Source organism: Devosia nitrariae (assembly GCF_030160115.1).
GTDB classification, from domain to species: domain Bacteria; phylum Pseudomonadota; class Alphaproteobacteria; order Rhizobiales; family Devosiaceae; genus Devosia; species Devosia nitrariae.
Map to the genome: position 1 here is coordinate 50917 of NZ_BSNS01000008.1, position 26840 is coordinate 77756.

At 64.6% G+C, this 26840-nt stretch carries 23 protein-coding genes and 1 tRNA gene; 18 read left to right on the forward strand and 6 right to left on the reverse strand.

From position 1 onward, the window contains the following. The first annotated feature begins 33 nt into the window (after window positions 1-33). The 7 genes from QQK18_RS09315 to QQK18_RS09345 all read left to right on the forward strand — a co-directional run bounded on the left by QQK18_RS09315 (window position 34) and on the right by QQK18_RS09345 (window position 5293). Complete coding sequence (locus tag QQK18_RS09315; RefSeq protein WP_284340058.1) at window positions 34-510, forward strand: GFA family protein; 477 nt, start codon at window positions 34-36, stop codon at window positions 508-510. Further along, a complete protein-coding gene (locus QQK18_RS09320; protein ID WP_284340059.1) occupies window positions 507-1022 on the forward strand; it encodes a heme-degrading domain-containing protein in 516 nt (171 codons plus the stop codon). The genes QQK18_RS09315 and QQK18_RS09320 overlap by 4 nt, the downstream gene beginning before the upstream one ends. Next, window positions 1019-1912, forward strand: coding sequence for a PhzF family phenazine biosynthesis protein (locus QQK18_RS09325; RefSeq protein ID WP_284340060.1), 894 nt, complete (start codon window positions 1019-1021; stop codon window positions 1910-1912). Before QQK18_RS09320 ends, QQK18_RS09325 begins: the two co-directional genes overlap by 4 nt. A gap of 100 nt (window positions 1913-2012) precedes the next feature. Then, window positions 2013-2135, forward strand: a complete 123-nt coding sequence (locus QQK18_RS09330) for a hypothetical protein (protein ID WP_284340061.1) — start codon at window positions 2013-2015, stop codon at window positions 2133-2135. Window positions 2136-2242: 107 nt separating this feature from the next. Further along, window positions 2243-3805, forward strand: coding sequence for a 2-isopropylmalate synthase (locus QQK18_RS09335; protein ID WP_284340062.1), 1563 nt, complete (start codon window positions 2243-2245; stop codon window positions 3803-3805). Further along, window positions 3802-4263, forward strand: a complete 462-nt coding sequence (locus QQK18_RS09340; protein WP_284340063.1) for a GNAT family N-acetyltransferase — start codon at window positions 3802-3804, stop codon at window positions 4261-4263. The genes QQK18_RS09335 and QQK18_RS09340 overlap by 4 nt, the downstream gene beginning before the upstream one ends. A gap of 76 nt (window positions 4264-4339) precedes the next feature. Continuing rightward, window positions 4340-5293, forward strand: coding sequence for an endonuclease/exonuclease/phosphatase family protein (locus tag QQK18_RS09345; RefSeq protein ID WP_284340064.1), 954 nt, complete (start codon window positions 4340-4342; stop codon window positions 5291-5293). Here QQK18_RS09345 and QQK18_RS09350 read toward each other — a convergent pair. Continuing rightward, complete coding sequence (locus QQK18_RS09350; RefSeq protein ID WP_284340065.1) at window positions 5274-6398, reverse strand: pyridoxal phosphate-dependent aminotransferase; 1125 nt, start codon at window positions 6396-6398, stop codon at window positions 5274-5276. The two genes, QQK18_RS09345 and QQK18_RS09350, sit on opposite strands and share 20 nt — an antisense overlap. Window positions 6399-6717: 319 nt before the next feature. Between QQK18_RS09350 and QQK18_RS09355 the strand changes: the two genes are divergently transcribed. From QQK18_RS09355 to QQK18_RS09375, 5 genes are all read left to right on the forward strand, one after another. Continuing rightward, the gene (locus tag QQK18_RS09355; RefSeq protein WP_284340066.1) at window positions 6718-6927 is read left to right on the forward strand and encodes a hypothetical protein; all 210 of its coding nucleotides are present in this window, start codon (window positions 6718-6720) and stop codon (window positions 6925-6927) included. A gap of 142 nt (window positions 6928-7069) precedes the next feature. After that, window positions 7070-7145 (forward strand) — tRNA-Lys (locus QQK18_RS09360). Window positions 7146-7290: 145 nt separating this feature from the next. Next, window positions 7291-7992 carry a TerC family protein gene (locus tag QQK18_RS09365; protein ID WP_284340067.1) on the forward strand — a complete coding sequence of 234 codons (702 nt, stop codon included), beginning with the start codon at window positions 7291-7293 and terminating at the stop codon, window positions 7990-7992. Window positions 7993-8120: 128 nt separating this feature from the next. Beyond that, entirely contained in the window at window positions 8121-9296 is a 1176-nt protein-coding gene (locus QQK18_RS09370; RefSeq protein WP_284340068.1) for a lipid II:glycine glycyltransferase FemX, read from the forward strand. Beyond that, window positions 9293-10618, forward strand: a complete 1326-nt coding sequence (locus tag QQK18_RS09375; protein WP_284340069.1) for a lipopolysaccharide biosynthesis protein — start codon at window positions 9293-9295, stop codon at window positions 10616-10618. Before QQK18_RS09370 ends, QQK18_RS09375 begins: the two co-directional genes overlap by 4 nt. On the opposite strand, the gene QQK18_RS09380 is transcribed toward QQK18_RS09375, so the two are convergent. Further along, window positions 10619-11239: a GNAT family N-acetyltransferase gene (locus tag QQK18_RS09380; RefSeq protein WP_284340070.1), complete on the reverse strand. Its 621-nt coding sequence runs from the start codon at window positions 11237-11239 to the stop codon at window positions 10619-10621. It lies immediately after the preceding gene. A 153-nt stretch (window positions 11240-11392) separates the two neighbouring features. Between QQK18_RS09380 and acs the strand changes: the two genes are divergently transcribed. From acs to QQK18_RS09410, 6 genes are all read left to right on the forward strand, one after another. Continuing rightward, on the forward strand, window positions 11393-13339 hold the full coding sequence (acs, locus tag QQK18_RS09385; RefSeq protein ID WP_284340071.1) for an acetate--CoA ligase: 1947 nt from the start codon (window positions 11393-11395) through the stop codon (window positions 13337-13339). Window positions 13340-13668: 329 nt separating this feature from the next. After that, entirely contained in the window at window positions 13669-14763 is a 1095-nt protein-coding gene (locus tag QQK18_RS09390; RefSeq protein ID WP_284340072.1) for a glycoside hydrolase family 3 N-terminal domain-containing protein, read from the forward strand. A gap of 130 nt (window positions 14764-14893) precedes the next feature. Continuing rightward, window positions 14894-15691, forward strand: coding sequence for a UDP-2,3-diacylglucosamine diphosphatase (locus tag QQK18_RS09395; protein ID WP_284340096.1), 798 nt, complete (start codon window positions 14894-14896; stop codon window positions 15689-15691). Continuing rightward, entirely contained in the window at window positions 15692-16729 is a 1038-nt protein-coding gene (locus QQK18_RS09400; RefSeq protein ID WP_284340073.1) for a glycosyltransferase family 4 protein, read from the forward strand. Between the two features lie 160 nt (window positions 16730-16889). Next, entirely contained in the window at window positions 16890-18119 is a 1230-nt protein-coding gene (locus QQK18_RS09405; protein ID WP_284340074.1) for an MFS transporter, read from the forward strand. Beyond that, window positions 18120-19295 (forward strand): MFS transporter, encoded by a 1176-nt coding sequence (locus QQK18_RS09410; protein WP_284340075.1) that lies wholly within the window; start codon window positions 18120-18122, stop codon window positions 19293-19295. Window positions 19296-19299: 4 nt separating this feature from the next. On the opposite strand, the gene QQK18_RS09415 is transcribed toward QQK18_RS09410, so the two are convergent. The 4 genes from QQK18_RS09415 to QQK18_RS09430 form a co-directional block, all read right to left on the reverse strand. Continuing rightward, window positions 19300-19803 (reverse strand): GNAT family N-acetyltransferase, encoded by a 504-nt coding sequence (locus QQK18_RS09415; RefSeq protein WP_284340076.1) that lies wholly within the window; start codon window positions 19801-19803, stop codon window positions 19300-19302. A 1-nt stretch (window position 19804) separates the two neighbouring features. Then, window positions 19805-20185: a GFA family protein gene (locus tag QQK18_RS09420; protein WP_284340077.1), complete on the reverse strand. Its 381-nt coding sequence runs from the start codon at window positions 20183-20185 to the stop codon at window positions 19805-19807. 10 nt (window positions 20186-20195) lie between these two features. Beyond that, entirely contained in the window at window positions 20196-20762 is a 567-nt protein-coding gene (locus tag QQK18_RS09425) for a DUF2087 domain-containing protein (protein ID WP_284340078.1), read from the reverse strand. Window positions 20763-21005: 243 nt separating this feature from the next. Further along, window positions 21006-26519, reverse strand: coding sequence for an apolipoprotein A-IV repeat region-like domain-containing protein (locus tag QQK18_RS09430; RefSeq protein ID WP_284340079.1), 5514 nt, complete (start codon window positions 26517-26519; stop codon window positions 21006-21008). Window positions 26520-26840 lie beyond the last annotated feature (321 nt).

Genomic DNA, 26840 nt, shown 5'->3' on the forward strand with positions numbered 1-26840 from the left:
GGGTGCGCGGATACAGGTGCGAGTCGGATCGGCATGCAACTTCCAGATTTTCCCCTTGGCGGCGGCTGCCAGTGTGGCCGCGTGCGCTATGAACTGATGGCCCCGCCGCTCTCGGTCTATGCCTGCCATTGCAAGGACTGCCAGCGTTTCTCGGGTGCCGCCTGGTCGATGTCGATGCCGGTGCGGCGCGAGACGCTGCGCCATCTCCAAGGCGGACTGAGAGCATTCGACAAGCCGGCCGACAGCGGACGCACGGTGCGCATGCTGGCCTGTGCCGTGTGCGGCACGAACATGTGGAACGAGCCGCTGTCGTCTCCGGACATCTTCGTGGTGCGTGCCGGCACGCTCGACGACATCGACTGGATCGAGCCTGTCGGCAATATCTGGACGCAGAGCCGTGCCGCCTGGGTCGAGATAGATCCTGCGCTCATCAACTTCCCCGGCCAGCCACCTTCGCGCGAGCCGCTCTACGAGGCGTGGACGCACAAGACCGGAGCGCCGCGAGCATGAGCATCGCCGACGACATTGCCTTCATCAGAGAGCAGGAGCGGGCACTGGTCCTGCCCGCGCTCGACGAGCATACCGCCTTCGAGATCGGCGGGTTGGTGCGGGAACGCGCGGTCGCCGAGGGGCTGGTGCTCATCTGCGACCTGCGCACCTGGGACAGACAGCTCTTTTTCACTGCGACGCCCGGCACGACCGCCGACAATTCCGAATGGGTGCGGCGCAAGATCAACGTGGTCAGGCGCTTTCACAAGGCGAGCTACCGCCTGCTCCTCGAGCGGAACAACGAGACGCTGCTGCCGGCGAGCTTCGGTGCCGATCCGGCCAATTATGTGCTGGCGGGCGGGGGCTTTCCATTGCGGGTCGATGGGGCAGGGGTCGTCGGGTGCATCGCCATTTCCGGCCTGCCGGGGCGGTTGGACCACGGGGTTGCGGTCGAGGCCCTTTGCCGGCATCTCGGTCGCGAACCCGCTGAGCTGGCGCTGCCGCCGGATTCGGAGGCGAGCGAAGGCAAATGAAGCTCGACTACCTGTTGCTCGACGTCTTCACCGACAAGCCGCTTGCCGGCAACCAGCTGGCAGTGGTGCCCAATGCCGATCACCTGCTCGACGACGAGATGCAGGCGATAGCGCGCGAGTTCAACCTCTCGGAGACGGTCTTCCTGCGCAAGGCGCAGGGCGAGCGCAACACTGCGGCGCTGCGCATCTTCACCCCGGAAACCGAACTGCCCTTTGCCGGACATCCGACGGTCGGCGCGGCCGTCGTCCTTGGCCTCACGCACAACGCGAGCGCGGTGCGCCTGGAAGAAAAAGTGGGGCTGGTGACGGCGCTGGTCGACAAGCGCGGCAAGCACACGGGCGAAGCGCGGTTCAGCCTGCCGCGTTTGCCCGAGAGGGTCGGCAAGGCGCCGGAATCGCGCGACATCGCGCTGGCGCTCGGCATCGAGGTGGAGGAGATCGGCTGCGGCGCTTATTTGCCGGATGTCTTCTCGGCCGGCAATGTCTTTTATCTCATCCCGGTGCGCGAGCCGGGTGCCCTCAAGCGGATCGAACTCAATGTCGGGCGCTGGCGCGAGATCTTTCCCCTAGGGCACAACTCCGTCTACGTCTTTACCCAAACACCAAGGGAACCTGGCAACGACCTGGCGGCGCGGATGTTCTCGCCGGGCATGGGTTTGGCCGAGGATCCCGGTACGGGCTCTGCTGCCGCGGCGCTGATCGGGCTTCTTGCCGAGCATTGCGACAGCACCTCGGGCCAGGTCGACTATGTTCTGCGCCAGGGTCACGAGATGGGGCGACCCTGCCGCATCACCCTCCAGCTGCGCAAACAAGATGACGTACTCGTCCACGGCGCCATCGGCGGCCAGGCTGTGATCATCGGGGAAGGGACCCTCGATCTCGGCGCTTAAAGGTTCGGTTTCTCTTTTTGGCTTTTTTGACGCAGCACGCGTCCAAGGACTTGCACCCTTTGGCGTTCTCGCCCATTGTGCCGTCAAACGGAATTTCGCCATGCAGCGCAAGCGCGCCATCGCCATTGCCGCCCAGCAACGCCGGACCTTCGAGGCCCGGATGATTATTGCTGCCGGGCTGCTGCTGCTTCCCGCGCTCCTTCTCCTTCTTATCAGCCCCTGATCACCGGCAGCTCGGCAAGCGAGCGGGTCTTCAGGGGATACGCAAAATAGTGACACGAAATGCGTGGCCGACGAGGCGTTGCCCGGGCCGACCGATAGGATGAGAGAATGACCATGAGCGCGGACAATTCCAACAAGGAACGCGTCTACATCTTCGATACGACGCTGCGCGACGGCGAGCAGTCGCCGGGTGCCACCATGACGCTCGAGGAAAAGCTGCAGGTGGCCGAAGCGCTCGACGAAATGGGTGTCGATATCATCGAAGCGGGCTTCCCCATCGCCTCGGTTGGCGACTTCGAGGCGGTCTGCGCGGTGGCCAAGCAGGTCAAGCACGCCACCGTCGCCGGGCTTGCCCGCGCCATTCCCGCCGATATCGACCGGGCGGGCGAGGCGGTGCGTCATGCCCAGCGCGGGCGCATCCACACGTTCGTATCGACCTCTCCGATCCACCTTGCGCACCAGATGCGCAAGACCGAGGACGAGGTGATCGAGATCATCGCCAGGACCGTGTCGCAGGCGCGCAACCTCATCGACGACGTCGAGTGGAGCGCCATGGATGCGACCCGCACGCCGATCGAGTTTCTGATGCGGTGCGTTGAAACGGCGATCAAGGCGGGCGCCTCGACCATCAACCTGCCCGATACGGTCGGTTACGCGGTGCCCGAAGAGCACTACGCGATGTTCAAGACCATCATCGACAAGGTACCGGGTGCCGACAAGGCTATCTTCTCGGTTCATTGCCACGACGATCTCGGCATGGCCGTCGCCAATTCGCTGGCCGGAGTCGCGGGTGGCGCGCGGCAGGTGGAGTGTACCATCAACGGACTCGGCGAGCGGGCCGGCAACGCAGCGCTCGAAGAGATCGTCATGGCCTTGCGCACCCGCGGCGACGCCATGCCCTACTACACAAATGTGGAGACGACGCAGCTCTCCCGCGCCAGCCGCATCGTTTCGGCAGCAGCCAACTTCCCGGTGCAGTTCAACAAGGCGATCGTCGGCAAGAACGCCTTCGCGCACGAAAGCGGCATCCACCAGGACGGCATGCTCAAGAACGCGGAAACCTACGAAATCATGACCCCCGAGAGCGTCGGCATCAAGGCGACCACGCTCGTCATGGGCAAGCATTCCGGCCGCGCCGCCTTCAAGGACAAGCTGAAGGAATTGGGCTACGAGCTTGGCGACAATGCCTTCCAGGAGGCGTTCGTGCGCTTCAAGGATCTGGCCGACCGCAAGAAGCATATCTACGATGCCGACATCGTCGCGCTGGTCGATGACGAGGTGGGCTCGGCCGGCGACCGCATCAGGCTCGTCAACATGGAGGTCGTCTCCAAGACGGGCGGTGTGCATCGGTGCTCCATGACCCTTTCGATCGACGGACAAGAGAACACGGTCACCTACGACGGCATGGGCTCGGTCGACGCGATCTTCAACGCGATCAAGCAGGGCGTCGGGCAGAACCCGCATCTGGTGCTCTACGCGATCGATGGCGTCACCGGCGGCACGGACGCGCAGGCGAACGCGCATGTGCGCCTTGAGCTCAACGGGCGGATCGCGTCGGGTAACGCGGCCGAACCCGATACGCTCGTCGCCTCGGCGCGCGCGTATCTCAACGCCTACAATCGCCTGCTGCTCGAGCGCGGCGCCTCCGCCCAGGGGGCGCTCGCGGGGTGAGTCGGTACGAACTCGCCCCTGTCACCACACCCGAGCTGTGGTCAGCACTGCACGACATCCGTCGCGCGGTGCTGTTCAGTCCTGGCCGCCACGCAACGTCCATCGTCTACAACGACAACCACCCGGACGATCGGAAGCCGGGACACCACCCCTTCGTTCTGCTGGCCGATGGAAAGCCGGTGGGGACCGCTCGCCTCGACGAGATCGGCGACGGTCGGGGCGTTGTCAGGCTGGTGGCGATCGTTGCTGAGCTGCAGGGGCGAGGCCATGGCCGGATCCTGGGCACGATGGTCGACGAGGAGGCAGCTCGACGCGGTCTTGAAATCCTCCACGTCAACGCGGCGGCCGATGCGCTCGGATATTATGAGGCGCTCGGTTGGCGACGCGATTCGTGGGATCCATCCGAGCTGGCCGGCATTGCAGCCGCCTGTATCCAGATGAGCAAGGTTCTCGTTTAACTGCATTGCACTGCCCGCAATTGTATTCCCCGCGACCTTACGCCAATAGAGAGGCGTTTGTCGGTGCGGAGATGACATGGCGTTGCGTGCGGAGATCAGAGGCCTGCTGACCGGGCTCGGACTGGTCGCAGCGGCGGTGGTGGTGGCCGCCAGCGGTCCAACCTATATCCCTGGCCAGGCGCTGTTGCAGTCGCTGCGCCCGCACTTGGCGGTTGGCCTGCTGGTTTATGCCGTGGTTGTACTATTTTCCGGCGCGCGTTGGCGGGCACTGGCCCTGGCAGGGATCGCCGCAGTCAGCATCGCGCACACCGCTTGGATCATCATCCCGCAGCAGCAAGCGCGTGCGGCAGTCGCGGCACGGCCGACGGTCACGCAGTTCGACCTTTTGAGCTTCAACGTCCTAAACACCAACAAGGGCAACAGCGCTCCGATCGTCGACATGATCCTCGAGCGCGATGCCGACGTCGTCATCCTGATGGAGGCGGCGCCGCTCTTGCCCGATATCGAGCGGCTGCGGACCGCTTACCCTTACGGCATTGGCTGCGAGCTGGAGGCGACCTGCGACACGCTCCTGGTGAGCAAAACGCCGCTGGAGAAGTCCTCGCGCCTGGCTGATCTCGGCCATATCTTCCCCCGACGTGTGATCTATGCAGCGTCAGTGATCGATGGTCATCGCGTGAACCTGGTTGCCGCCCATTTGACCAAGCCCTATTTCGACTACTTCTCGGTAGCCGAAGCTCGTGTACTCAGGAAAGGTCTGAATGGACTGGAAGGGCCGGTGGTCGTCGCCGGCGATTTCAACGCCGCGCCGTGGTCGCGCAACCTTATCCGGCTGATGCGCAACGCGGATCTGTTGACCGGCAACGCCTATCCGGGCACGTGGCCGGTGGAGCTCGGCGATCTCGGTGTGCCGATCGATACCATGTTCACGCGAGCTCCCGCGGTCATCACCTCGATCGAGGGGCTGCCCGACCCGATGGGGTCAAATCACCGCGGCATAGTCGCCCAAATCACGCTCGTTGAGCAGTGAGGGCTTGCGCCGCCGCGATGGCGGCGGGCAGTTCTGCCTCGAAGATGTCGAGCGCTTCATCCGGTCCGACGCTGACGCGGATGCAACGGTCCAAACCCTGCGAGGCCGGTTTCCGGACGAACACGCCACGCGCGACCAGTCCTTCGAGCACGCCGAGGGCATAGGCGCCGTCGCGGCCGCAATCGATGGCAACGAAGTTGGTTGCCGAGGGGATGGCCTCGAATCCATTAGCGGCGGCTATGGCATAGACGCGCTGGCGGGCGGCTGCCGTGCGGGCGACGACATCGGCGAGCCACGCTTCATCGGCAAGCGCCGCGATGGCGCCGGCCTGGCCCATACGGCTGATGCCGAAATGGTTGCGGATGCGGTTGAAGGGCGCGATCGCCTCGCGAACACCCACCACATAGCCGACTCGCACACCGGCCATGCCATGGGCCTTGGAGAAGGTGCGCATGCGCAAGACGTTCGGGCGTAGCGGATGGATCGGGGGCAGCGTACCTGCCGGGGCGAACTCGCCATAGGCTTCATCGAGAATCAGCATGGTGTCGGAGGGCAGCGCGTCGATAAAGGCGGTGATTTCCGCGGCGGTCCACCAAGTCCCCATGGGGTTGTCCGGATTGGCCAGGTAGACGAGTCGTGCCTTCTCGCGGCGAACCGCCTCGGCAAGGCCGGCAAGGTTCTCGCGGTCGGCCTCGTAGGGCACCTTGACCTGCCGCCCGCCGAAGCCGGCGACGTGGAAGTCGAAGGTCGGATAGCCTCCGGCCGAGGTCACCACCGGCTCGCCCGGCTCAATGTAGAGCCGCGCGGCAAGGCCTAACAAGGCATCGATGCCTTCCCCCGGCATGACCTCGTCCGCCGCCACGCCCAGGTGGTCGGCGAGGGCGACCCGCAGATCGTGATTTTCCGGATCGCCGTACTTCCAGCTCTCATGGCTGGCCGCGGCCATTACGGCGAGCACGCGCGGGGAAGGGCCGAAGCCGCTCTCGTTGGCGCCGAGCCGGGCGCGGAACGGTTTGCCGAGGCGACGTTCGATCGCCTCGGGTCCGACAAAGGGCACAGCTTCGGGCAGGGCGGCGGCAAGGCGCGCTAGCGGTGGTCTGGTCAATCTTTCCTCCCATGGGCGATTCGTGCTTGCGGCGCCCCAGCCAATGCTTTTCGGGCAAGGTAATGCGGTCTGCCCGCCCGAGGCAAACCTCTCCATCTAATCCGGCTGGAGCACAGCCCCCATGTTTTGCACAGGACGTCCGCACCTTCATCCCGCGCAACCCGTTGGGGGCAGAGGATTTGCGGCCCGGTGTTCATTGCACTCAATTTTCAACAAATTGCAGCTTCTGCGGAAAGGTCCGTGAAGGCATGCCGGCTCACCTTCGTCCCATGGCCAAGGCCGATTCTCACCCCCTTCAACCACCCCTGGAGACAGCGTCATGCTCCCCACTTTCCTGCTTGCCCGCGACCACCTCGAGCAGGCTGCGGTCATTCTGCAGGGTTCTGATACCCGCTCCCGGCAATTGCGCCATATCATCGAGCGTACGATCGGGCTAATGGACGAATTCCAACGCCGCCAGCCAAGGCGGGCGGACAATGTGCTCGACTTCGCCGAATTCCGGCGCCAGCGGTACGGATCGCCGCAGTAACCGGTGCATGAGGAAAGACGCCCAGGGAACCGGGCTCGCGGATGGGGGTGCCGCGACGACGTTAACGAGCGCGCAGTTTTTGCGCGCTCGTCCTATAGACAGGGCCAAAACCCTTTGATAGAGAGGCGCCACTTTGGTGGCCGGGTGCATAGCTCAGATGGTAGAGCAGCTGACTCTTAATCAGCGGGTCCAAGGTTCGAGTCCTTGTGCACCCACCAAAGGCCGGCGCTGACAGGCGCCAGACAGGTTTTCATGTCAGATTGACCGCTTCCGTACGACCGAGTCCCTCAGGCCCGGTCCGCGTCGGCGTGCAATCTGAACGTCATGGAGCGGCCTCAAGCCGCCCGCCCCCGGAGGTCCCTTATGCCGTTTGGCATCGACGCCAGCTTCGTTTCCTCATTCTTTCAGGTCATCCTCATCGATCTGGTTCTCGCTGGCGATAACGCTGTCGTCATTGGCCTGGCGGCGGCGGGACTGCCCAAGGCAGTGCGGGGGCGCGCGATCCTAATCGGTATCGCGGCGGCGACGGTAATGCGCATTGGCTTTGCGCTCATCACCACCCAGCTCCTTGCCATGACCGGCCTGCTGCTCGCCGGCGGCCTGCTTCTCCTGTGGGTCTGCTGGAAGATGTATGAGGAACTGCGCATCTCGCCGGCCGAGCATGAAGCAGCGGCCGAGGCCGTCGCTCACGCCGACCTCAACGCAGACGGTACCATCGCCGGCGGCGCGGCGCCCAAGACGCTGCGCCAGGCTGTCATCCAGATCATCATCGCCGATGTCTCCATGTCGCTCGACAACGTTCTGGCCGTGGCGGGTGCGGCCCAGCACCATTGGGAGGTGCTGGTCTTCGGTCTCGTGCTCTCGGTCGCGCTGATGGGCGTGGCGTCGGCCTTCATCGCCAAGCTTCTCAACCGGCACCGCTGGATCGCCTGGGTGGGGCTGCTCATCATCCTCTACGTGGCGATCAAGATGGTCTATGAAGGCGCTGACCAGGTTCTCGGCTACACGCTGCCGCATATCCCCTTCATCTATGGGGGGCATGCGGCTCCCGCCGCTGCGCATTAACCGGGCGGCACGCCGCCAGGTTTCGGTAACCAAGGGCGCAGGTTTGCGGCATTTGGTCCGTCGGGATAGGGTTTTGCACACCCTCTGGCGCTAGTGTCCGGCGAAGAGAGTTCGCAGCGGATCATCTGATGTCAGCCATCGAAGAGCAAACGTCGCCAGCCTTGCCGGCCGTGGCGGCAAAGGATGCAGCGTCCGCTCTCGGCCTGACGGTCGAGATCGCATCCGGCAGCGCGTGGGACGCGGCCGTTGCCGATTTCGACGAGGTCTGCCAGGAGCAGCTCCATGCGTTCTCGGCCACACGTTGGCCGGGAACCGTGCAGGAGCCCGTGCTCTTCCGGCAAGGCGGCGAACTCGTGGGCGGTGCGCTGATGATGATCCAGCCCTTGCCGCTGCGGCTCGGCGCGATCGCCGTTTCCAAATGGGGGCCGATGCTCAAGGACGCCGGCCGGGCGGATGCGGAGGCTATCCATGCCGGCATGATCGAGTTGCTGATCGCGGACTACGCACGAGCGCGCGGCATGATGCTCTCGGTGCTGCCGCGTGCGGCGCTCGAAGCCGACAACAGACGCCATCGCTATCTTGTCGAGCGTGGCTTTCGGCGCGGCTCGGAGCTTCTCTATCCCAGCCGCTACATCGTCAACCTCAGGCTCGACGACGCCGGGCTGCGCAAGAGCTTTGCGCAGAAATGGCGCTATCACCTCAACAAGTCGGAAAAAGAAGGCCTTGCCTTCGAGCATGCGGACGTCGCGCGCATGGACGAGTTCCACGCCCTCTACAGCGCCATGACTGACCGCAAGCAGTTCTCCGACCATTCGGCTTACGACACTGTCGATACGCTGATGACGATGAAGCCGCCGAATTTGCGGCCCGAGCTCTTTTTCGTGCGGCACGAGAGCGGGATCGTTGCCGGGGCGATCATCTTCACGGCAGGCGACAGGGCCGTTTATCTCTATGGGGCGACGAGCGACCGGGCTCTTCCCCTGCGGGCCGGCTATTTCCTGCACTGGCACGTCATCCGGTGGTTGCGCGACAATACCCGCGCCAACTGGTACGACCTCGGCGGCACCGACGGCTATCAGGGGTTGCACCAGTTCAAGAAGGGGATGGTGGGTGAGGCGGGGGTTATCCGACCGGTACCCCCCGTTGCCAATTATGCCGACAACCCGATGGCCTTGTTGGTCGGTGAGGGGGCTTTTGCCGCGCGCGATGCCTATCATCAGGTGCAGCGCACAATCCATGCCTGGCGCAACCCGAAGGCGCGGCCCGATCAACCGCGATCGGCGGAAAACGGAGAGGCTCGATGAGCCTCTATCGGCGGCTGGCCTCCCAGTCGAGCGTCATCTTCGCAGCGCGTCTGTTCGGCGCGGGTATCGTTTTTGTCGTACAGGCGCTGATCGCCCGCACCTGGGGTGCCGATATCTTGGGCGAATACCTCGTCATCATCGCGACGGTCAACCTCGTCGCCGTGACCATGCCTCTGGGATTCCAGACCATCGGCGGCTATTTCGCGGCAGAGTACCGGGCGCACGGCAACCGGCGGCAACTCGTTGCTTTCCTCGCACGCGCCTATGGCCACATTGCCTTGGTATTTGCTGTACTCCTGGTTGCTGGTCAGCCGCTCCTTTCTCTCTTCGGACTGGGGCAGGGGACGGTCGCGCGGCACTTCCTGCCAGTGATGCTTCTGGCATTCGGCACGACCATGGTCTTCGTCAACGGAGCGGTGCTGGTCGGCATGAAGCGGCCGTTCGCCGGATTCTTTGCCGATACACTGTTCCGCCCGATGATCGTGATCGCGGGGTTCGCGGCAGCCGCCGCCATTGCCGACGCCGATGCAGCATTCACGGCTCTGCTCTGGTGGGTCGCCTGTGGTTACGTCGCTATCTGCCTTATACATTTCGGGTTTGTCGTCGCCACCGTTCTCGCCGTCGCCGACGAGGGGACCGCCAGTACGCGCGAACCGCGGCGCTGGTGGCGCTTTGCGCTGCCGTGGGTGGTGATCGGGCTTGCTACCGATTTCTTCTTCGATATCGACCTGTTGCTTCTTGCCGCGCTGCTGTCGCGCGAGGAACTGGCGATCTTCGGGGTTTGCACCAGGGTCTTTTCGCTGGTCTCGTTCGGCGTGGCGGCGGTCTATGCCGTCACCATGCCCGAAATGTTCGAAAGCGAGGCCAGGCAGGACCGGGCCGGGTTCAACCGCAAGGTGAGCGAGGCGAACCTGGTCGCCGGTGGCCTTTCGGTATTCCTGTTCGTAGTCATGCTAATCGCGGGCCCGTTTGCACTGATGCTGTTCGGGCCGGCATTTTCAGCCGGCGCTGTTCCGCTCGCCATCCTCTGTCTCGCGCTCGTCGTGCGCTCTCTGCTGGGGCCGGCTTCTCTCGTGCTGTCCATCCACGACAGGCCCTATGCCAGCCTGCCGGCCGTGGGGCTCGGAGTCGTGACTCTTGTTGGCGGCAATTTCCTGCTGGTGCCGGCCTTCGGGCTGATGGGAGCGGCTCTGGCGGCGCTCTTTGCCATCTCATTGTGGTCGGGAGCGTTATGGTGGACGGCACTCAAGACCGCAAAGGTCGACGTGTCGATCTTCCAGCGGTGGCGCCGGACAATCGAGCGGGCGACGCCGGCAGAGTGATCAGCGCTTCAGCAGGCGCCGGATGCGGCGCCTGACCTTGGCGGAAACGCCGCCCTGCATGCCGCGATCATAGCCGGATACGGTCTTGGTCAGCGGCCGCTCGTAGAGCAGGTAGTCTTCGCCGAAGATGTGCTTTTCGAGCGTTGCAGTCAGTGAATAGCCATAGCGCTTCATGATCAGCGCGGCGACGTCGTTGCCGGCCTTGGTGTAGGTGGCGATCTTGTGGAAGCGGCCGTCGTTCCAGTGTTCGATGAAGGCGCGCATGCCATGGGCGCCGAGGCTCGAGCGGCGGTGCTCGGGAAACACGTAGGACCAGTATAGCCAGAGCGTCCCCAGCTCCGGACCGCTGATCATGAAGGCGGCGGGCGCGCCGTCGCGCTCGAAGATCATGATGTGGAACGGATCGGCTTCGATGAGGCCGGCCAAATGGTCCTTGGTCAGCCGCGCCTTTTCGTAGGTCTTGAACTCGGGAATGTAGAATGGCGAGGTCTCTATGGCCTCCATCAGGCGCTCATGGACGAGGTCGATGTCGGCGAAGGTGGCGGCGCGGTAAGGTCGTTCGCGCGGCGTTTCGGCGGCCGGTGCCGATGTAGTCTGCTGCAGCTCGATCGTCTCGCTCATCGTACGCTCCAGATGAAGGGACATGCTAGCAGACCCGGCCTTGAGGCCGAAGCGTGCTTGCGCCAAGCGGTTAACGGGTCCGGTCCGCCAGGCCCTTGCCCGGTGGATGGTGCGCGATTAGAACGGGAGCCCCGAAGAGATGAGGAGGAGTCCATGAGCGAGGAGCTCGTTTTCCCGCCAAGCGCTGAGGCTGTCGCACGCACCCGCACGACCGCGGAACAATACGAGACTCTCTACGCCCGCTCGATCTCGGACCCTGATGGGTTCTGGCGCGAGCAGGCTGGCCGCCTGGACTGGATGGTGCCGTTCAGCACGGTGAAGGACACCTCGTTTGCCTACCCGGATGTGTCGATCCGCTGGTTCGAGGACGGTGAGCTCAATGTCTCGGCCAACTGCATCGACCGGCATCTGGCCACACGCGGCGACCAGACGGCGCTGATCTTCGAACCGGACGATCCCAGGGCCGAGGCGCGCCACATCACCTACCGCCAGCTCTACGACGAGGTGTGCCGGCTGGCCAATGTCTTGAAGGCCAGGGGGGTCAGGAAGGGCGACCGGGTGACCATCTACCTGCCGATGATCCCGCAGGCGGCCTATGCGATGCTGGCCTGCGCGCGCATCGGGGCGGTGCACTCGGTGGTATTTGCCGGCTTCTCGCCCGAGGCGCTGGCGGGGCGCATCAACGACTGCGGCTCCAGGCTGGTGATCACCGCCGATGAAGGCCGGCGCGGCGGCAAGGCGGTGGCCCTCAAGGCCAATGTCGACAAGGCGCTGGAAAGCTGCCCGGATGTGGAAACGGTGCTGGTGGTCAGCAACACCGGCAGCGAGGTGGCGATGGTCGCGGGCCGCGACCTGTGGCTCGACGAGGAGGCGGCCGGCGTTGCGGGCGAGTGCCCGCCCGAGCCGATGAATGCCGAGGACCCGCTGTTCATCCTCTATACCTCGGGCTCGACCGGCAGCCCCAAGGGCGTGCTGCACACCACCGGCGGTTATCTGGTGTGGGTGAGCCTCACCCATGAGCTGGTGTTCGACTACCGGGAGGGCGAGGTCTACTGGTGCACCGCCGATGTCGGTTGGGTGACCGGGCACAGCTACATCGTCTATGGACCTCTGGCCAACGGGGCGGTGAGCCTGATGTTCGAGGGGGTGCCGAACTGGCCGGACCCGTCGCGCTTCTGGCAGGTGGTCGAACGGCACAAGGTCAACATCTTCTATACCGCGCCGACGGCGATAAGGGCGCTGATGGGGGCGGGCGCCGAGTGGACGCAAAAGAACGACCTTTCCAGCCTGCGGCTGCTGGGGTCGGTGGGCGAGCCGATCAACCCGGAAGCCTGGCTCTGGTACCACAGGCATGTGGGGCGCGAGCGCTGCGAGATCGTCGACACCTGGTGGCAGACCGAGACCGGCGGGTTCATGATCACGCCGCTGCCCGGGGCCATCGCCACCAAGCCGGGCTCGGCGACCAAACCGTTCTTTGGGGTCAAGCCGGTGGTGCTCTCGCCCGAGGGCCGGCTGCAGGAGCAGGTCAAGGCCGAGGGGGTGCTGGCCATCGCCGACAGCTGGCCGGGGCAGATGCGCACCGTCTATGGCGACCACCAGCGGTTCGTCGACACCTATTTTGCCACCTACAAGGGCTACTACTTCACCGGCGACGGCTGCCGGCGGGACGCGGACGGCTATTACTGGATCACCGGGCGGGTCGACGACGTGCTCAACGTCTCCGGGCACCGGCTGGGGACGGCCGAGGTGGAGAGCGCGCTGGTGGCGCATCCCAAGGTGGCCGAGGCGGCGGTGGTCGGCTATCCGCACGGCATCAAGGGGCAGGGCATCTACTGCTATGTGACGCTGATGGCCGGGGAGGAATACACCGACGCCCTCAAGGACGAGCTCCGGGCGTGGGTGAGGAAGGAGATCGGCCCGATCGCCACCCCCGACCTCATTCAGTGGGCGCCAGGACTGCCCAAGACGCGCTCGGGCAAGATTATGCGCCGCATCCTGCGCAAGGTGGCCGAGAACGACTTCTCCAATCTCGGCGATACCTCCACCCTCGCCGATCCCGCCGTCGTCACCAACCTCGTCGACAACAGGCTCAATCGGTAAAAGGTTCAATGGGCCTCAGAGAGGAACTGGTGTCCTCCACCAGCACCTTGCGGCTGTTGAGAAATCTCAGGATGGGGCCCATCCTGAGATGGCGCGCCAGCCGCAAGATGTGTGAACAGGGTACGAAACGCGTGCAAACTGCGCTTCGCGCCCTCTGAGCGGACACAAGCACCGAGCCCTTCTCCTCAAGGGGAAAGGGCTCGGTGCCTTGTTCTACTCTCTTTCCTAGAGGAGAGGAGCGCCGCGGCGTTCAGTCTTCCAGTGCGATTGTTTCGGCCACAAAGCTCGTCCAGGGTAGGGCCTAGACGAATCCAACCGCGAGCGCCCTCGTGCCGAAATCCTTAGTCCTGCGCTTCCTCGCCCCGCTGCTCGTTCTTGCGGCATCGGGCGGCGTCCACGCCCAAAGCCTCGAGGAGATGGCCGGGCAGATGATTGTCGTCGGCTTTGAGGGTGACAGCGTCGACGACCGGTCGGTTGCGGCCCTGCGCGAGGAGATCGCCCAGGGCCATGTCGGCGGGGTGATGTACCTGAAGCCAAATGTGGCGAGCCTTGCCGGGGTTGAAGCGATGAACGCGGCCTTTCGCGCGGCTTCGCCGGACCTGCCACCCTTCATCACACTCGACCAGGAGGGCGGGGCGGTCGAGCGGCTGACGCAGGCGGTGGGATTCACCGAAATCCCTGATGCAGCGACCGTTGCCGCCCGCAGCAGCGTCGCCGAGGCCGAGGCCCTCTATGCCGATTTGGCACAGCGGCTTGCCGCGCTCGGCTTCAACGTCAATTTTGGGCCCGTGGCGGACCTCGACCTCAACCCCGATAACCAGATCATCGCCCGCTACGGACGCGCGTTCGCGGCCGACCCGCAGACTGTCATCGCCTACGATCAGACTTTCATCCGCGCTCATGAGGCTGCGGGCATGCTGACGGCACTGAAGCACTTTCCGGGGCACGGCTCGTCGACCGCCGACAGCCACGAGGGCTTCGTCGACATCACCGATACCTGGCAGGAAAGCGAGCTCGAGCCCTATCGGGCGCTGATCGCGGAGGGGTACGACGAGTTCGTTATGATCGCACACCTCTATCACGCCAGGTATTCGGGAGGAGTCGAGGGGCTGCCCTCGAGCCTTACCCCGCGATGGATCGATGGTGTGCTGCGCGGAGAGTTGGGCTTTACCGGCGTCGTCATCAGCGACGACCTCGAAATGGGCGCGATCCGCAAGCACTTCACCCTTGAGGAAACGGTGACCCGGGCGGTGCGTGCAGGCATGGACGTGCTGCTCTTTTCCAATACCTCGGACCCACGCGCCTCGCTCGCCGACGAGATCCGTGGGGTTCTGGTGGCCGAGGCCGAAGCCGACCCCGCTTTTGCCGCGCGCATCGCCGAAAGCTACCAGCGCATTGTGGCGCTCAAGGACCGCATTCGCTAAATCGCCAGGCTGACCGCGACTGCTGGTTCGCCGCCACTATTTCCTCCGCTCTCCCAAGGGGGTAGACTGTCACATGGCCGTCGCCGGCATGCGGCACGGTAATGTCGACGGGACCAGGGACGATTCGCTGATGACCGAAACCCGCCAGATGCGGCGCGTACGGGCGTTGTTCATTTCCGATGTTCACCTCGGCATGCGCCCGAGTCGAATCGGTCAACTCACGGACTTCCTACGCCACCACGATGCCGACACGATCTATCTCGTGGGTGATATCGTTGACGGCTGGCGGTTGGCCAAGTCCTGGCACTGGCCGAGCGACTACAACGTTCTGGTGCAGGTGCTGCTGGAAAAGGCTAATTCCGGTTCCAAGGTCATCTATCTGCCCGGCAATCACGATGAATTTCTGCGCGAGTATCTGGGAACCTATTTCGGGGAAGTGGAGTTCGTCGATCGGACCATCCACACCAGCGCTCAGGGCAAGACCTACCTCGTGATCCATGGCGACCAGTTCGATGTCGTAGTCATGCACGCCAAGTGGCTCGCCCATGTAGGTGACTGGGCGTACAACGCCGCGCTCAGGATCAACATGGCGCTCAACTGGGTGCGCCGGCGGCTGGGACTGCAATACTGGTCTCTTTCGGCGTGGGCCAAGCAGAAGGTCAAGAATGCCGTGTCGATCATCGGGCGGTTCGAGGAGGCATTGGTGCACGAGGCCCGCGAATCCGGCGTCGACGGCGTCATCTGCGGGCACATCCATTTCGCCGACATGCATGACCGCCTCGGCATCCACTACATCAACACCGGCGACTGGGTGGAAAGCTGTACGGCGGTGGTCGAGAATGACGACGGCAGCTTCGAACTCGTCAAATGGACCGAGATGGCGGTGGGCGAGCCGCGCCGCTTCCGGCTTCGGCGCGCGGTATCCTGAATGCCGACAAAAGTCCTCATCGTCACCGATGCCTGGTATCCCCAGACCAACGGGGTGGTGCGCAGCCTGTCGGCGATGGGACGGGAGCTGGCAAGGCGCGGGATCGTGACGACATACCTGACGCCTGAGCGGTTCTGGACGGTACCCGTGCCGACTTATCCGGAAATCCGTCTGTCGCTGACGCCAATCGGGGCGGTGGGACACATCATCGATGAGGATATGCCCGATCACATCCATATCGCGACTGAAGGGCCGCTGGGCCTGCAGGCGCGGCTGCACTGCGCCGATACGGGCCTGAGGTTCACAACCAGCTTTCATACCCGGTTCCCGGAATACGTGGCCGCGCGCGTGCCGGTGCCCCCCGACTGGTCCTATGCGTATCTGCGCTGGTTCCATGCGGACGCGGCAACAACGCTGGTGCCGACGGCTTCCATGCTCGCCGAACTCGAGGAACGCGGCTTCACGCACTTGAAGCTCTGGTCGCGCGGGGTCGATGCCGAGCTTTTCTCGCCGGGACCCAAAAACCGTTTCCTCGATCTGCCCGGGCCGCACCTACTCTATGTCGGACGGGTAGCGCCGGAAAAGAACGTCGAAGCCTTTCTCAAGACCGATATGCCCGGCACCAAGATCGTCGTCGGCGACGGGCCGCAGCGCGAGGAACTGCAGCACCGCTATCCAGATGCGGTGTTCCTCGGCTACCAGTTCGGCGAGGAACTCGCATCGCTCTACCGCAGTGCTGACGTCTTCGTCTTCCCAAGCCTGACCGACACATTCGGCAACGTCATGGTCGAGGCGATGGCCTCGGGTGTGCCTGTGGCCGCCTATCCCGTCACGGGTCCGCGTGACGTGCTGACCGAGAATGCCGGGGCTATGGACGCCGATCTGGGCATCGCGATCGCGCGGGCCCTGAGGCTCCCGCGCCCGGCGGCGCGTGCTCGTGCGGAAAGCTTCACCTGGAAGGTGAGTGGGGATCAGTTCCTGTCGGCGCTGGTGCCGGCGGAAGGCCCCCGACATCACCGTTTCGCAAAAGCGAGCTAGGCCCTCTCTATTCCAAAACAAATTCCTTCGCATCTCCCCCAAGGGCGGCGATAGCTGCCGAATTGAGGCGCGATTGGATGGGTCGCGCCTTGCCAGCCTCACCCGGCGCGCGCATTGTGTGATGCGTTGTTTCGCGAGATTCCCCCGGAGCGTATTTTCGATGGGTCCGACCTTGGCGGCGCGCCTGGCCTCGCCCGCCGCCCGTACGGGTGTCTACTATGCCAGCCTCTTCATGACCGGGGCCGTCTCCAATCCCTTCCTGCCGATCTGGCTGACCGAACGAGGCGTCGCGCCTCAAGAGATCGGCTTTATCAATGCTGCGCCGATCTTTGCCATGATCGCCATCAACCTCGTCGTCGGGCGTATCGCCGATCGGGCGAGCGACTGGCGCACGGTGATCGTAGCCGGCTCGATTTTCGCGGCAATTCCGCCGTTCTTCCTGCTCCTCACTGATGGTTACCTGCCCGTCCTCATCATCTGGACGCTGCTGATTGTGCCGTTCCAGGCGATCGCGCCAGTGGTCGATGCCGCCACATACCGAATGGCGCGTCGCAATGGTTACGATTTCGGCGCGATCCGCGTGTGGGGTACTATCGGCTTCGTCGTCATGACACTTGTCGCCGGCCTCGTGCTCGACTGGCAGGGCGCTGTCGCCTTCGTGCCGCTCCTCATTGCCGTGAGCCTGGTGCGGGCGGCGCTGTCGCTGCAGTTGCCGCTGTTTCGCGGGCATGACGACCACTTCCGCCCGACCTATCCGATCGATGCGCCGATCAGTCCGCTGGTGGCGGTGCGCAGGGGCGAACTGTGGAAGCCATGGTTCATCCTCACCCTCATCGGCGCCTCGCTTCTCCACGGCAGCCATATGATGCAGATGGGGTTCGGGGCGCTGATCTGGGCCGAGGCGGGGCTGCCCGGCTGGGTGATCGGCATTCTCTGGGCGGTGGCTCCGACCGCCGAAATCCTCGCCATGTTCTATTTCGAACGCATTACGCGGCGGTTTGCGGCCCGGCACCTCATCGTCATCGGTTGCATCTGCGGAGTGATCCGCTGGTGGGGGTTCGGCCTCGAGCCCGACGTGTGGGTACTGATCGCTCTGCAAACGCTACACCTGGCAACGGTCGGGCTCACCTTCCTCGGTATTACCCACTTCATCGCCAACTGGACGAGCGAGGACATCGCGGCCGAAGCGCAGAGCTTCTTCATGATGATCCGGCAGGTGGTGACCGTCATTGCCCTCGTCGGCTTCGGATATCTGGCCGGAGCGTTCGGGGCGGGCGCCTTTTTCGTGGCTTCGCTCCTTTCGGGGCTAGGTGCAGTGATGGTGTTTGCATCCCTCGTTCTCATGAATCCGAAGGTCGAGAAGGCCGAGTTGAAGGGCGTATTTCGCTAGATGTCGTCGTTCCTGGCGTTCCTTGCGCGGGCGGAAACGCGCGCCTCGGTCTTCCACTTCACCGTATTCCTGCCGGTGTCGGTGAGCGCGGTCTATTTCGCAATCTGGCTTTCAGGCAGGGGCATTTCACCCGAGCAGATCGGCATCATCAACGCGGTGCCCGTCCTGGTGCTCCTGCTCATCAATCTCTTCATCGGGCGGCTCGCAGACAGGGCCAGCGACTGGCGCACGATGATCCTCATCATGGCTCTGCTCGCCGGATCGGTGCCCATCGGGCTGTTTTTCGTCGATGAGTTCTGGGGGATCCTGCTGGTCTGGACGCTGGTGGCAGTCACTTCGGGTTCGATCCCGCCGGTCGTCGATGCGGCGACCGTGCGGATGACCACGCGCAACGGCAGCGATTTCGGGACGGTGCGGGCGTGGGGTACCGTCGGGTACGTGGTCGGCACGGCACTGACGGGCATGGCGATCGTCTGGTGGGGTTCGGTGGCGTTCGTGCCGCTCTTCGTTGGGCTGTCGCTGTTTCGCGCCCTCATCGCGCTGCAATTGCCGCGCTTCCGCGCACCGCCAACGCAGGAGGTCGTGGCGGCAGCCATACCGCGGGCCCGAGCGCTGAAGCAGGTGATGAAGCCCTGGTTCGTGCTGCCGGTCATAGCTTATGCCCTCGTCAACGCCACGCATGCGGTGCTTTCGACGCTGGCGGCGCTCGTCTGGCACAATGAGGGGGTTTCGGAAGGCACGATCGGGCAGCTCATCGCCGTGGGGGCGGGGGCGGAAGCGGTGATGATGTTCGTCTGGCGGCGGGTGGGTGCGCGGGTCAGCGCCCGACACATGATCCTTGCAGCTGCGCTCGCGACGATCGTGCGCTGGACGGTCATGGGGCTCAACCCGCCGATCGGCGTGCTCTTCGGGCTGCAGACGCTGCACGCGGTGACCTACGCACTCGGCTATTTCGGGCTCGTGCACTTCATCGCCAACTGGACCAGCGAGGACATCGCAGCCGAAGCGCAGAGCTTTGCCTTCGTGCTGCAGCAGGCGATGAGCGTCGTCACCCTCATGACCTTCGGCTGGCTGATCGCCCAATGGGGCGTCGCCTCGTTCTTCGCAGCGGCGGGCCTGGGCGTCGCGGCGCTCGTCTGCGTGCTCATCTCGCTGCGGATGATGCCGGCCAAATAGACGGCTACCGCCGGGCGTGCCGGAACACCAGATCCTCCGGATCCTGCTTGGCGGCATCCGGATCGAGAACGGCGTCCAGCCGTTGGGCGACAGCGATGGACGCGGCGTTGCCCGGATCGACGTAGCTGACGAGGGTGGAAAGGCCCAGCGTGCCGAAGGCCCAGTCGCGAAGCGCGTGAGCCGCTTCGGTGGCGTAGCCCTTGCCCTCATGTCCCTCATAGATCATCCAGCCGAGTTCCTTTTCCGGGAAGAGCGGGCCGTGGTTGATGCCGATCTGCCCGACGCACGTGCCGGTCTCGGTCACGTCGATCATCAACGCGCCATGACCAAAGAGCTCCCAGAGCGCCACGTCGTGGCAGAACATGCCCCAGGCGGCGCGCATGTCGAACGGACCGCCCATATAGACCGAGCGCTGCGAGGCCATCAGCCGCTCGTAAGCGGGAAAGTCTGCAAAGACCGGTGGGCGGAGCGTGAGGCGTTGCGTGCGGAGCGTCGGAATGGTGGTCATGCTATTGTTGGTTCTGTGGCAGTCGGTCGGTGATCTCGTAGTAGTCGCCCTTGTCGGCCACGAAAATGTGCATGGCAAGGCTCGTGTTGGTCGGGGTGTCGAACGCGCCCATGAAGATGCCGATCCGATCGACATGTATTGGGTCGAAGAACAGCGATGAGCCGCAGACCGAGCAGAACCCGCGCCTCACCTTTTCCGAGGAGTGGTACCAGGTAAGGGTCTGTGCGTTCTCGACGGTCACGGCGCTGCGCGGGACATCGGTGCCGGCTTCATAGTGGCCGGTGAACTTGCGGCAGCGTGTGCAATGGCAGGCGGTGGGCGGGGACAGGTCCCCTTCGACGGTGAAACGGACGGCCCCGCAGAGGCATGATCCCTTGTGCATGATCCGTACCTCAGGCGACCGCAGACGCCGGTGTCCGCGTCTCGCGCCGTTGCTCGAGCAGGCGGATCAGTTCGCGCGCTTCAGCGGGCGGGCGCACCTCCCGGCGGCGGTAGTTGGAGCCGTCGCGCTCGCGTGTGACGAGGCCCATGCCGAACAGGCTGCGGCGCAGGATAGCCGGATCTCCAAAGTGATGCTCGTTGTACAGCAGATCGTTGACCTGCCGCTCGTGGAGATTTGCTCCAGCTGGCAGCCGCGCCCACAGGGCCCAGAGGCTCAATTCCTGCACGGTGCGGCGCGAGGGCCACTGTCGCAGCCGCCCGGCCTGATCGAACTGGAAGAGCGTGCGCTCGACCAGGCGGTGATCGATGTTCTGCGAACCGGACGACCTGCCGAGGCGATCGCCGGCCCTTTGCGCGGCACGCAGGTGCTGGAAGTTGCGGTATCCTGCCGCCCGCGCCAGCATGTTCATGAGGCTCAAATGCGAGGGCGGACCATTCTCCCTCTTCAGCTGCAGGCTCAGCGTCCGTGCGAAAACGGAAATATCATCCGCAAATAACGGAATAGCTTGCTTCGACATATCGACATCCATCGCGTGCCGCAGGAACGTCGTTGGTCGCTGGCTTACGACGCGGCACTGGACGAAGGACCGAATGCTGTCGAATAAGTGGCAGGTTTAGCTCTCCTTGCGGAGCAGCGACGCCTCGGTATCTGCCGACCGGGTTGCTTTCTAGCATGCGCATTGCGCGGCAGCAATGCGGCGCGGGCAATGCGAAAAGGCCCCGCAGGGCGGGGCCTTTTCATTACTCCATCGATGGCCGGCTTATCCCAGCCGTCCACTGGCGTGGGAGAGGGCGGTATAGACCTTGCCGCGATCGGAAAGCAGGTGCTCGCGGGTTTCGGTTGCGGCGTTGGGGCCGGAGGCCGCGCGGCGAAGGAGCTGCTCGAATTCGCTCATATAGGCCTGGGCGGTCCGTGAGAATTCCGGATCGCGCTGCAGGCGGCGGCGCAGGTCATCATAGGTGCTCTGGCCGGCCAGCGTATAGATGCGGCGCGAGAACACGCCCTTTTCGCCGGACTGGTAGTGGTTCCAGGCGTCGGCCAGTGCCGCCTCGTCGATGGAGCGGGCGATCTCTTCGGTCAGCCCCGAAAGGTTGGCCGGCTGCGAACCAGCCTGCTTGGCCGTGGCGTTGCGCAGCACGTCGCGCAGCCATCCGCCTCCATCCTCGGCGGGTTGGGCGGGCTGTGCCGGCTGCGGGGCGGCCGCAACGGCGGCCGGGGCCGGGCGGGGTTCCTCGCGATAAGAGACGGCACGTGACGGCTCGGGCGCCCGATATGCCGGGCGAGGCTCCTGGCGCGGCGCGGGCGCCGGCGCCCGGTCGTTGAGATCGCGCGTTGCCGGCTGGGACCGCACGATGGCGTTGAGCTCGGAGAGCGCCTCGATCTGCTCGGCGACGACCCGTCGCATGGCGGCGGCGCTAGCGCGCGTTTCCTCGGGCAGTTCCGAAACACCACGGGCGAGTTCGGAACGGGTTGCCTCGAGCTCGGAGCCGACTTCATGTGCGGTGTCGCGCATGGCCCGGGCCGTGTCGTTGAAGCGCTGCGTCGCGTCCTCGAGCGCGCGCTGCATCTCGGAGATCATGGACTGCTGGGCCTGGCGGATAGCGTGGTTGGTGCGCTGGCCTTCCGTGCCAGCCGTCTCGTGGAACTGACCGATGCGGTTTGTCACCTCTTCACTGGTGACGTCGAGCGCCTCTCGCAACGCATCGGTATGGCTGGTGATGGCGTGACGTACAGAGGACGTCGAGTCGTTGATGGTATCGGTGAGCGTCGATGTCGTCGAGGAGAGGGCGGTGTTGACCCGCTCGGCCGTCTGGGAAAGGGCTTCGCTGACGACGTTGGTGTTCTGGCGCATAGCAGTTGCGGCGCTATCGCTGGCGCGCAGCAGCGCGCTGTCGACCTGACGGCCGGTGGTTGTCAGCGTTTCGCTGACGCGCTCGCTGGTCTCGAGCAGCGATTGGTTGACGCGCTCGCTGGTCTCAAGCAGCGATTGATTGACGGTGCTCGTTGCCGTCTCGATGGCCTCGGTCACACCCGTGGAGGTGGCGTTCAGCGCATCGTCCATGGCCCGGCGGGCACCGATCAGCCGGCGTTCGGTATCGTTGACCGTATCGGCGATCGATTGGGCGAAGAGACGCATACGCGCGTCGATGTCGTCGGCGCGGGCGGTGAAGGTCGAGGCCAGCGCATCCATGGCGCCACGCCGCTCCTCCAGCGTCTCGAGAGCGAAATTGCCCGAAGTCGAGAGTGTGTTGGCAGCTTCGGCGATGTTGGCTGCTTCTGTGTCCAGCCTGCCGAGCACGGAGCCGAACTCAGCCGTCATGCCGCGGATGGTCTGGTGCAGGGCGTCGACATGTCGGCTGACCATCTGGCCGGCTTCTTCGGTCTGGCTGATGGCGTCGCGTACAGCGGAGGAGTAGCCAGCGGTCTGCTCGGCGACGTTCGTTTCGAGCAGTTTGAGATTGGAGGTCGACGCGTCAAGCACGCGCTGCAGCAGGAGGTTGGAATCGTTGAGCTTGCCGAGCGCGGACCCGACGTCCTGCAGGATGCGGGAGGTCGAGACGGACATGACCTCCTCGGCCTCGCGTGCGGTCTCGGCGAGGGCCTCGCGCAACACGTTACCGTGGCCGGCGAGTGCACCGCGCAGTTCGTCGGATTTCTCGGCAACGATGGCGGCGAAACTGTCGGTATGCTCGGCGACCGAACGGTTGATGTCGGCAACACGCGCTGCGATGTCGTCGACTGCGCCCGTTGCCTTGATGGAAACGAGCTGGTCGATATTGGCGGCGGCGGCCTGGATCTGCTGGAGTGCCTGGCGTACGGCCGTATCCATGCGGTCGGCTGACGTGTTGACGTCGGAAACGATCGTCTGGGTGGCGTGACCAAGCCGGTTGGTGATCGTCTCCTCAATGCGATCGGCGCCGGCCTCGAGATCGGCCATCGACTGAGTGATCGAGGTATTGATCGAGGCGTTGAGCGCTGCGAGCCGGTCCGCCGTGATGTCGGCGCGCGCGGTGATGGCTTCGGGCAGGGTCCCGAGACGCTGGTCGACCATGTCGGCAATGGCCTTGCGCGCTGAGTCGACGCCGGTCTCGATGATGTCGGCGGCCTGGCGGGCGCTCTCGCTAACCGTCGAGGAGGCGCCCTCGATGCGGTGGATAACACCGTTCTCGGCGTCGGTGATGCGCACGAGCGCATCATCAATGCCGCGCCCCAGGCTCTCGTTGATGCCGGCCACCTTGTCGTCGATACGGCCGGAAACGTTATCGACCCGTTCGGCCATGGTCTCGGTGACGCTGCGCAGCGAAGCATCGATGCGGTCGCGGGCGACAAGGCCCTGGTCTTCGATAACGCGCGACATCTCCTCTGTGCGGACCGTCAGCTGTTCGGCGAGCTGCTCAGTACGCTGGGCCAGCGCGTCGGAAAGCGCGCTGGTGCGGGTGCCGACGGTCGAAGCAAGCTGGTGGGTGCGATTATCGAGCGCGGTGGTCAGAGCGACGGTCTGCGTATCGAGCTCGGCTGTCAGTGATCCGCCCTTCTCGGCGATCGTGTCGGCCAGCGCCTGCGTGCGGGTGGCGATGGCGTCCTCGAAGCCCTGCGTGCGCTCGGCCAGCGTGCTGCCCAGCTCCTCGGTCCGTCGTGCGATCGCCTCGCTCATGCCCTGCTGGTGCGTGGCAAGCGAGTCCTCGATTTGACCGGCGTGGCCAGCAAGCGACGCGTCGATATCTCGAGTGCGATCCGCAAGCGAGGTGTCGAGATCGCGGGTGCGGTCCGCGAGGGAGGCGTCGAGCGCGCGAGTGCGATCGGTCAGCGTGGTGTCGATGCCACTGACGCGCTTGTCGAGCGTCTCGGCGATGATCTCAGCGTGGCCTGCGAGCGAGTCCGAGACTTCCCGACTGCGTTCGGCGATGGCGTCGGTGATCTGCTGGCCGCGCACGTCGAGCAGACCGCCCAACTGATCGACACGTGCCGCCAGCGCATCGTCGAGGCGATTGGCACTGGTGTGGAGCACTTCGGCGAACGCCTGCGAGCGGCTTTCGATAATCTCGGAAATCTGGCTGGAGCGCTGATCGAGGGCGCCGGCGATTTCACCCGCGCGGGTGCCGAGAATGCCGTCCAGTTCCTCGGTGTGCCTGGTGACGATGCGATCGAGGCGCTCGGAGCGCTCGCCGAGCGTCGTTTCGAGCGTATCGGCGCGGGCGGTGAAGGTCTCGTTCTGCGCCTCTAGCGCGGCGATCAGCTTTTCGCCCTTGTCGCCGACGGCGCCGTCGAGCCTGCCGAGGCGCTCGTCGATGCCGACGGAGATCTCGTTGAGGCGCGCGTCGAATTCGGCAAGCGAGCCGGCGCCGGCGGTCGAGATGGTCACGCGGGCCTTGTCGGCGGTCTCGTCGAGCGCGCCGTTGATCTCGATCAGCGCCGACTGCAGGCGGCTCTCGAGCGAGTTGAGCTGGATCGAAACGCTCTCATCGAGCTGGCGAGTCAGGGCGCTGAGGAGTGTTTCGGCTTCCCGGGAGCGGCCAGTGATGTCTTCGCTGAGGCGCTGGCCGACCAGGTCGAGAGCGCCGGCGACCTCATGGCCGCGCTGGTGCAACTGCTCGAGAAGCAGGTTGCCGCCGTCGGTGAGCAGGTTGGAGAGCGCGCTGGTCCGATCTTCGAGCGCACCCGAGAGGGTGCCGACCTGGGTTTCGATTACGCCGGCCAGGTTGGCGGCGCGGCTATCGAGCGCGCCGGTCAGAGCGTTGGCCTGCGCATCGATCGTTCCGGTCAGAGCATCAGCCTGCGCGGCGATCGCACCGGTCAGACTGGTGGCGCGCGTGTCGAGCGCCTCTGTCAGACTAGTGGTACGCATGTCCAGGGCGTCGGTCAGAACGGCCGTTCGCGTGTCGAGCGCGCCGGTCAGATTGGCTGCGCGCGCCTCGAGTGCACCCGTGAGACTGGCCGTTCGCGTGTCGAACGCGTCGGTCAGATTGGCTGCGCGCGTATCGAGGGCGTCGGTGAGACTGGCTGTACGAGTATCGAACGCGTCGGTAAAACCGGTTACCCGCGTTTCAAGCGCGTCGGCCAGGTCGGCGGTGCGCGTGTCGAGGGCATCGGTCAAATTGGTCGTGCGCGCGTCGAGCGCTTCGGTCAGGGCGCTGGCCTGCCCATCGATGGCGTCGGTGAATATGGCTGCCCGACTGTCGAGGGCGTCCGTCAATGCATTCATCCTGTTGTCGATGGTCGACGAAAGAGCTTCCGTTCGCGCCGCAAGGTCACGCGACATGGCAGACGAATGCTCGGCAAAGCTCTGCGTCAGCTTGCCCGAGCTCTCGTCGATGGCTCCAAGGAAGTCGCCGGTGCGGTTTTCGAGGAGATTTACAAAGCCGTCGGCGCGCTCGGAAAAACCCGTGTTGAGGGTATTGCCGGCGGTCTCGAGCGCACGGGTCAGGTTCCCGCCGCTGTCGACGATGGTGCCGGCAATGCGCTGGGAGATCATGTCGAGGTCGAAGACGAGGCCGGTGTGGCTTTCGGTGATCGCCTCGCGCACGCGCTCGGTGTTGGAAAGGACACTCTCGCGCTGGGTGGCCAGCTCGGAAATAAGCGAGCGCATGCGCGACTCGTTTTCCGAATAGGTCTTTTCTAGCGCCGTGACCTCATTGTGGATCATGACTTCGAGTTCGCCGGCCCGCGAGAGGGCGCGCTCGAGGCCATCGCCGAGGGCATTGACCTCGCGGCGCACAGCCTGGCCGACCGTTGCCACACGCTCGGCGGCGGCAACTTCCGGTTCGGTCAGGCGCACCGCCGCCTGGGTGATCGACGAGGCCGCATTGCGCAGGTCCTGGGCGCGACGCACAAGCGTTGCAACTGCAAAGAAGCCCAGCACCGGCAGGAGCATCAGCGCGATCAGGCCGATAAAGTCGAGGGTGCGGACAAAGGTCGAGATGTCGGCGAGCTGGTCCTGGTAACGCAGATAACCGGCTGTACCCGTGGCGCCGAGCCAGACGACCGAGAGGATGGTGGCGATCCAGGTGGGCGTCGACGAGGAGCGGGTCTGCAGTCCATAAAGGATCCGCGACGGCTGGATGCGATCGTCATTGGCGATGGTGTTCGCCTGTGCGGCAATGCGATTGGCAGCGCGCAGCCGCTCCGACCGCGGCGCGGCTTCTGCGGGCTTCTTTTCCGGTTCGGCCTTTGGGGCCGGCTCCAGGTTGAAGACCGAGTCCTTGAGAGCGTCCTCTACGGCCGAAAACGCAAGCGCAGCAGGATCGTTTGCGGGGGGTGTCGAATTCTTCGCCATACTCTTTACAACTCTCGCGTCGACTCAACCGGCGATACGGCGAGGTATGCGAGCTGTCATGACTCGTGTCCCCTTTCTGGAAGGGATGTCAGATCGCTCGAATTCGATGCAAATGCCCCGCATCGACCCCTTGAACCCACGCCGCCGCGCGCTGGTAGTAGCGCATTAATACATGCAATTTTACACAAACCGAACCTTTTCTTAACGAAAGGTTAATCGTGTTTGACCAAACCTGCCGGCCGAACACAACCTCAACCAAAGGCGAAGGTGTGGCTTAAGCTCCCGTTCACAGCCGCTGATTAGGTTTGGGGATCGGGCCGT